The organism is Craterilacuibacter sp. (genome assembly GCF_051659485.1).
Taxonomy (GTDB): Bacteria; Pseudomonadota; Gammaproteobacteria; order Burkholderiales; family Chromobacteriaceae; genus Craterilacuibacter.
In genome coordinates this window covers 1-6873 of the sequence record NZ_JBOFOO010000426.1, presented here as the reverse complement: position 1 = coordinate 6873, position 6873 = coordinate 1, and the positions used below count along the sequence as shown (strand labels likewise).

Annotated in this window: 7 protein-coding genes; 5 read left to right on the top strand and 2 right to left on the bottom strand. The window is 60.0% G+C overall.

Features of this window, described 5'->3' with window-relative positions; all coding sequences use genetic code 11:
- A partial coding sequence (locus ACRC1E_RS14335; protein WP_438515776.1) for a ComEC/Rec2 family competence protein occupies positions 1–569 on the bottom strand: 569 nt, incomplete at its 3' end.
- Between the two features lie 85 nt (positions 570–654).
- Between ACRC1E_RS14335 and ACRC1E_RS14330 the strand changes: the two genes are divergently transcribed.
- From ACRC1E_RS14330 to ACRC1E_RS14320, 3 genes are all read left to right on the top strand, one after another.
- Positions 655–1434 carry a class I SAM-dependent methyltransferase gene (locus ACRC1E_RS14330; RefSeq protein ID WP_438515775.1) on the top strand — a complete coding sequence of 260 codons (780 nt, stop codon included), beginning with the start codon at positions 655–657 and terminating at the stop codon, positions 1432–1434.
- A 94-nt stretch (positions 1435–1528) separates the two neighbouring features.
- Complete coding sequence (locus ACRC1E_RS14325) at positions 1529–2842, top strand: Na+/H+ antiporter family protein (RefSeq protein ID WP_438515774.1); 1314 nt, start codon at positions 1529–1531, stop codon at positions 2840–2842.
- A 13-nt stretch (positions 2843–2855) separates the two neighbouring features.
- Entirely contained in the window at positions 2856–3515 is a 660-nt protein-coding gene (locus tag ACRC1E_RS14320; protein ID WP_438515773.1) for a SlyX family protein, read from the top strand.
- On the opposite strand, the gene ACRC1E_RS14315 is transcribed toward ACRC1E_RS14320, so the two are convergent.
- Positions 3512–4423: a DMT family transporter gene (locus ACRC1E_RS14315; protein ID WP_438515772.1), complete on the bottom strand. Its 912-nt coding sequence runs from the start codon at positions 4421–4423 to the stop codon at positions 3512–3514. The genes ACRC1E_RS14320 and ACRC1E_RS14315 overlap by 4 nt on opposite strands.
- Before the next feature lie 48 nt (positions 4424–4471).
- Between ACRC1E_RS14315 and dapC the strand changes: the two genes are divergently transcribed.
- Together dapC and dapD are read left to right on the top strand one after the other, a co-directional pair.
- Complete coding sequence (gene dapC, locus ACRC1E_RS14310) at positions 4472–5665, top strand: succinyldiaminopimelate transaminase (RefSeq protein ID WP_438515771.1); 1194 nt, start codon at positions 4472–4474, stop codon at positions 5663–5665.
- A 60-nt stretch (positions 5666–5725) separates the two neighbouring features.
- A complete protein-coding gene (dapD, locus tag ACRC1E_RS14305) occupies positions 5726–6547 on the top strand; it encodes a 2,3,4,5-tetrahydropyridine-2,6-dicarboxylate N-succinyltransferase (RefSeq protein WP_438515777.1) in 822 nt (273 codons plus the stop codon).
- The last annotated feature ends 326 nt before the right edge of the window (positions 6548–6873 follow it).

The window sequence follows — 6873 nt, the reverse complement described above, 5'->3', positions numbered from 1 at the left end:
TGCGTACGCAAGCGGTCAAGTGCGGCCGCGGGGCCCTGCCCCTTGTCCAGCGCAAGCCGGTACTTACCCACCGTCGCCCCGGCCTGCAAACCCTGCGACCACATCCAGGCTTCGGCATCGAAACCGTAAGGATTCGCCTCGCCCCTTGGCGCACGCAGGCGTAGGCTCACGCGCCAGCGGCTGCCGGCCGGCCAGTCACGCCGCTGGTAGTCACGGACCAGCACCCTGGACGGCACACCGGCCGGCGCATTTTCAATGGAAAAATTAAAGCGGGTGGAAAACTCGTGATCACTGGCAAGCCCACTCACCCTGCCGTGCAGTACGACCGGCACTCCCTCTTGCGCCGCAGACAGCCCCTCAGCCTGCCGCCCCTCTGCCCGCCAGCTTGCCCACGCCATCGCACACAACAGCACCATCAGCGCATAGCTTGCGCGCAAGCCCAAGCCACGCAATAGCCGCAGCCAAGGCAAGGCCAATATCACGGGCAGCAGCAGCCAGCGCCAGTCAGGCAAATCGGGCAGCACGGCCACCAAGGCCACGCCCAGACAGAAGCAAACTAGTCGTTCCATGCTCCATCATATGCAGCGCCGGCTTGCACAGCCGACAAGCCTCGCTTATCGTGCGCCCTCGCCTGCAACTGCAAGAAAGCCTGTCATGTCCGATTTTCCCTTTTTCCTCGCCGCCGGCGCACGCCGCGATTACGCCGAACGGCTAATCGGTATGTTTGGTCTGCAACGCCAGCGCGAGCGCCCGGCCAGCGGCTACTGGCTGGAGTTGGGGGATGACAGACTGGAACTGGTCACCCATGACAAGCATGGTGCGGTTTATGCCGAATTTGTCGAAGGCGCGGCCAAGCACCGGCGCGAACAGGGCGGCGGGCGCGGCCAGCCGGTGGCCAAAGCGATAGGCCTGAAAAGCGCCAACATCCTGCCCAGCGTAGTGGATGCAACCGCCGGCCTAGGCCGCGACAGCTTCGTACTGGCCAGTCTGGGTTGCGAAGTGACGCTGCTGGAGCGCTCGCCGGTGGCGGCCGCGCTCTTGTTTGATGCACTGGACCGAGCCCGCTCGCACCCCGATACCGCAGACATTGGCGTCCGCATGACGCTGGTGCACGCCAATTCGATAGACTGGCTATCGGCTCTCGCACCCGAACACTGCCCGGACGTGGTCTTCGTCGACCCGATGTTTCCCGACACCGACAAGAAAAGTGCGGCCGCCAAGAAAGACATGCAGGCGTTCCAGCAGGTGATAGGCGATGACATGGATAGCGCCGCCCTGCTCGCTGCCGCCTGGCATGCCGCCCGCAAACGGGTAGTGGTCAAACGCCCGCGCTTGGGTGCCCCTATCGACGGCATGAAACCCTCGGTCGTAATGGAAGGAAAATCGACCCGCTTCGACCTCTATATCAAACAGAGCATGAGCAAGCCCGCCTGACATCGACGTTTCATTAGCAAGCACTCGCCAACTCGACAGAGCGGGCATAAGTGATTATTTTAAATTCACCCGAAATCCACCACAGACCCGAATCATGAATGCTGTTCTTCTCGCCGTCATCCTGATGCTCGCCCTGTCGCTGGCTCGCACCCATGTCGTCATCAGCCTGCTGATAGGCGCCATTGTCGGCGGTCTGGCGGGAGGCATGTCGCTAGCCGATACCCTGACGGCCTTCAATAACGGCATTACCGGCGGTGCTTCGGTGGCGCTGTCTTATGCGCTGCTGGGCGCTTTTGCCGTCGCCATTGCCAAATCCGGCCTGCCGCATGCGCTGGCCGACATGGCGCTCAAGCGGCTGGAAAACGGGCAGGCCAAGGCCATGCTCAAGTGGATGCTGTTGCTGCTGCTGGCCGCGGTCAGCATCTCCAGCCAGAACCTGATCCCCATCCATATCGCCTTTATTCCGCTCTTGGTGCCACCACTGCTGTACGTCATGGCCAAGCTGCAACTGGACAGGCGTGCCGTTGCCTGCGTAATGACCTTCGGTCTGGTTACGCCCTATATGTTGTTCCCGGTCGGCTTTGGCGAAATTTTCCTCAAGCAGATCCTGTTGGGCAATATCGCCAAATCGGGCATGGACGTGTCCGCCATCAACGTCACCCACGCCATGGCGATTCCGGCCAGCGGCATGCTGGTGGGGCTGCTGGTCGCGGTTCTGATCAGCTATCGCAAGCCGCGCCACTACAGCATCGGCCGTATCGAAAATGCCGAGCGTACCCATGCCAAGGTCAGCCCGCGCTCCATCCTGACTGCATTGGCCGCCATCGTGCTGGCCTTTTCGGTACAGCTTTATACCGGCTCGATGATCATGGGGGCGCTGGTTGGCTTTCTGACCTTTATCGCCGCCGGGGTAGTGAAATGGAAAGATGCCGACGACCTGTTTACCGAAGGCGTGAAAATGATGGCGATGATAGGATTCATCATGATCACCGCCCAAGGCTTTGCCGAGGTCTTGAAAGCCACCGGCCAGATCGCACCGCTGGTCAGTGCGGCGGCCGATCTTTTCGGTCACAACCGCGGTCTGGCGGTACTGGCCATGCTGGTGGTCGGCCTGTTCGTGACCATGGGCATAGGCTCGTCGTTTTCCACCGTCCCTATTCTTGCTGCCATCTATGTGCCGCTATGCATACAGTTGGGTTTCTCGCCCATGGCCACGGTCGCCATTATCGGTACTGCGGGTGCGCTGGGCGATGCCGGTTCGCCTGCCTCCGACTCGACGCTGGGCCCGACTTCGGGCTTGAATGTAGATGGCCAGCACGACCATATCCGCGACACCGTGATCCCTACCTTCCTGCACTACAACCTGCCACTACTGACGGCAGGCTGGATTGCGGCGATGGTGCTCTGAACAAGGAAACTAGATGAACATCCCTGCCCCGCTGTCGCTGGCGCGACACATCGCGCCCCTGCTTAACGGACTTGACTGGGCCATAGGCGGCAGCACCCTGCTCCATCATCTGGGACTGGAAGCGAATCCGCAGGATCTGGATCTGATGATCACGCCCGAACATTTTGCCCAGGCGCAACTGCGTTTACGTGAGGTGCTTAACGAAGAAGCACGCCCCGCACACCCGCGCAATGTGGCGCAACACTTTGCCCGCTTTATTAGTAGCGATGGCACTACGCTGGACTTGATCGCCGGCATTGCCGTACAGGACGAAGGGCGTGTGAGTAGCTGGGATTTTGTTCCGGCACAGGTAGACTGGACTGACAGCCTGCCCTGGATGCGCGCCGAAGACTGGCTGGAACTCTATACCCTGTTCCGGCGTCCGTTTAGGGTGCAACAGCTACACAACTGGCTGTTAGCACGCGATGCCGACACGCGCAGTGCCGAGCTGGAAATCCGTCTGGCCTTCCTCGATGACACGGTGGAAACACTAAGCACGACGCTGGCGCGCCAGCAGCAAGAAATCGACTTGCTACAGGAACAGTTGCGCCTCCTGTACCGCCAAAGCGCACGCGGCAGCGGTGAAAACAGTGACGGGCATTCGTTGCGCGACGAACTTCCACCGCACTATTAAGCGGGAGCGGGGCTCGCCGCGGGTACGCTCTTTTGACTCATGCGCCCGGAGAACAGGCTGGACAGCACAATCAGCGCCCCGCCCAGCCATTCCTGAATGCTGACGGTCTCCCCAGCCAGCAACCAGGCGGTGGCGGCGGCAAACACCAGCTCCATCAGCATCAGCGCCATCACCTGATTGGCCGGCAACAGCGATACGCCATGCTGCGAGATCACGCTGGTGCATAGCAAGGTCACCCCCAGCGCCGCGATCACCGCCCAGGCCATGGGCGGTATCTCCAGCACCGCACCCAACTGCCCGCGCACCAGCAAGGCTCCGGCAGCAAACACCACCACACCCAGCCAGATCATGGCCGACTTGACCGGCAGCGGCAGCTTATCGGCACTGCGACTCAGCACATTACCCAGTGAAAATGCCATCCCGCCGGACAAGGCCAGCCACTCGTAGACATGACTTAAAGGCAGTTCGCCGGCAAATACACCGGGACGCCACAAGATGGCCACACAACCGGCCAGCGAGCCGGCGACCACGCCGTAGCCGGCGCGTGTCAGGCGTTCGTGCAGAATCAGCCTAGCCAGCAATGCCGTCCATAAGGGGGACAGGTAAAACAGCAATAGCACACGCACCACCGGTCCTTCGGTCAGCGCCCAGCTATAGCTGAAGTTGCACCAGCCAAAAGCCAGCATCATGGGCAACAGCACCGGCATGAAGCGGAATTCGCTACGGAAGGTAGGCCAGAACAGGCTTAAACCCAGCATGGTAGCGATCAGATAAACCGCCAGCGAAGTAGTCCAGTTGCTAACGCCCCCCGCTTGCAAGGCACGAAACGGCACCCACATCAGCCCCCATACCAGCGCTGTCGTCAGCAGGCAGAGCATGGCAGTCCGTTTTTGTTTTGCCAGAATCATATGCCCTTCTTTAAGATGGTGGAATTTGCTGCAGCACGAGAGAGAACCGTGAACCCCAATCTGGCCCTACTGCAACCCTATCCCTTCCAGCGTCTGCGTGCGCTGCTGTCCGGCATTCAGCCGGCACAGGACAAGGCGCACATCAATCTGTCGATAGGCGAACCCAAGCACCCGACCCCGGCGCTACTCACCGAGGCGCTTACCGGCAATCTGGAGGGCCTATCCGGCTATCCGGCGACACTGGGTACGGATGCCTTGCGTCAGGCCTGCGCCGACTGGGCCGCACGCCGCTACGCTATCGAACTGGATCCGGTACGCGAAGTACTGCCGGTCAACGGCAGCCGTGAAGCACTGTTTTCCTTCGTACAAAGCGTGATCGACTGCTCGACGCCAGAAAAGCCTGTCGTCATTTCACCCAACCCGTTTTACCAGATTTACGAGGGTGCTGCACTACTGGCCGGTGCCGAACCGTTTTACGTCAACTGTGTCGCCGAAAATCGTTTCCAGCCGGATTGGTCGACCGTACCCGAGGCCGTATGGCAGCGTACGCAACTGGTGTTTGTCTGCTCGCCCGGCAACCCGACCGGCGCGGTGATGAGCCTCGCCGACTGGCAGGCACTGTTTGCCTTGTCTGATCGCTACGGCTTCGTAATCGCCTCCGATGAGTGCTACTCCGAAATCCATTTCGGCACTCCGCCGCTGGGAGCACTGGAAGCTGCCCGCAAGCTTGGCCGCGACTTCGCGCGCACCGTGATGTTTACCAGCTTGTCCAAACGTTCCAATGCGCCCGGCCTACGCTCGGGCTTTGTGGCCGGTGACGCCAAGCTATTGGCAGACTTTCTGCTGTACCGCACCTATCACGGCAGCGCCATGAGTTTGCCAACCCAGGCGGCCAGCATTGCCGCCTGGGGCGATGAGGCACACGTGACGGAAAACCGCGCCGCCTATATCGCCAAATTCGACGCCGTCACCCCGTTTCTGGCCCGTGTACTCGATGTCAGGCGGCCAGATGCCAGCTTTTATCTATGGGCGAGCGTGCCCGGTGGTGACGATATCCGCTTTACCCGCGAGCTATTCGAGCGCGAACACATCACCGTCTTGCCCGGCTCTTTGCTGGCGCGCACCGCACACGACCACAATCCGGGCCAGGGCTATATCCGTATCGCACTGGTCGCGCCGCTGGCAGAATGCGTGTCTGCCGCACAGCGTATCGAACAGTTTGTCAGCACTGACTACACCTAATACATCACAAAGAATGCAATCATGAGCACCTCTATTCATCTCGCCAAAGGACTACACCACATGCATCCATTGCAACCCTTGATCGAAACCGCATTCGAAGACCGCGCCGCCATCACCCCGGCCACGGTATCGGCCGAGCTGAAGTCCGCCATCGAACAAGTCATCCATGAACTGGACAACGGCCAGTTGCGCGTTGCCCAGAAGCTGGACGGTGAATGGGTCACCCACCAGTGGCTGAAAAAAGCCGTACTGCTGTCGTTCCGCATTCGCGACAATGAAGTGATGGACGATGGTGTCAGCCGCTACTTCGACAAGGTCGATACCAAATTTTCCGACTGGAAAGCACAGGACTTCAGCGCTGCCGGCTTTCGTGCAGTACCGGGCGCAGTGGCACGCAAGGGCGCGTTTATCGCCAAGAACACGGTACTGATGCCTTCCTTTGTCAACATCGGCGCCTTTGTCGATGAAGGCACCATGGTCGACACCTGGGCCACCGTCGGCTCCTGCGCCCAGATCGGCAAGAACGTGCATCTGTCCGGCGGTGTCGGCATCGGCGGCGTACTCGAACCCTTGCAGGCCAACCCGACCATTATCGAAGACAACTGCTTTATCGGCGCCCGCTCCGAAGTGGTGGAAGGCGTCATCGTGGGTGAAGGCTCGGTAATTTCGATGGGCGTATTTATCGGCCAGTCGACCCGTATCTACGATAGAGAGACCGGTGAAATCCACTACGGCCGCGTGCCGGCAGGTTCGGTCGTGGTATCCGGCAGCCTGCCATCCAAGGATGGCAGCCACAGCCTGTACTGCGCGGTCATCGTCAAGAAAGTCGATGCCCAGACCCGCTCCAAGACCAGCATCAACGAATTGTTACGCGGCATTTAAGCCCGCAACAGCGATTCAGGCCCGCTACGGCGGGCTTTTCTTGTGCAAAAAACCCGCACTGCGTCAAGCAAACCCGGCCGCTGCCAAGCGCAGACTGTGTGCATTGCAACAATGCGGCATAAACTCTGCTAACGATTTGGCCATTATGGCCATCCGGGGTTAAAATGCCGATTAACTCGGGCAGATTCTGCCCCATTTTTTTCGGTCATAGAAACCTCCGTGAGCACAGACAGTTTTATCGAATTCAGGAATGTCAGCTTTGCCTACGGTGAACGCAGCATCCTGAAAAACATCAACCTGAGCATCCCGCGCGGACGCTTTGTCGC